General features: G+C 70.0%; 2 pseudogenes. Both read left to right on the forward strand.

Going from position 1 to position 400, the window contains the following annotated elements:
- Positions 1–133, forward strand: a pseudogene (locus LPA54_RS40960) (NUDIX hydrolase); the annotation flags it as partial.
- A gap of 88 nt (positions 134–221) precedes the next feature.
- Positions 222–400 (forward strand): annotated as a pseudogene (locus tag LPA54_RS40965) (GNAT family N-acetyltransferase); the annotation flags it as partial.

The raw sequence follows: 400 nt of genomic DNA on the forward strand, positions 1-400 counted from the left end.
GTACGAGATCGTGCGCGTGCCCTTCACCCGGGTCGGCATCGCCTCCGTCCACCTCGTACCGCTGTCCCTGCGGCACTACCTCGACGGCAACATCGAGGGCGTGCGTGCGCTGCACGCCTCCGACCTGGGCTGATCCCGGCTTGGACGGGATGGCCAAAAGCACGTACACATCTACGGAAACAGGTGGACGCCGAAGGCTCCGGTCGGACAGCCTGACCTGCGTGCCGACACCTTCTCTCGACTCCCTGCCCATCCGCCGTCTGACGCTCCGCGATCTCACCGCCTGCGCCGACCTGTCCGAGGACCGGGGGTGGCCCCGGGAGGAGCACAAGTGGGGACTCCTTCTCGCGGCCGGACGCGGCCACGGCGTCGAAGCCCCCGACGGCGGTCTGGCGGCCGC

It is taken from the genome of Streptomyces sp. DH12, from assembly GCF_020873895.1.
Taxonomy (GTDB): Bacteria; Actinomycetota; Actinomycetes; order Streptomycetales; family Streptomycetaceae; genus Streptomyces.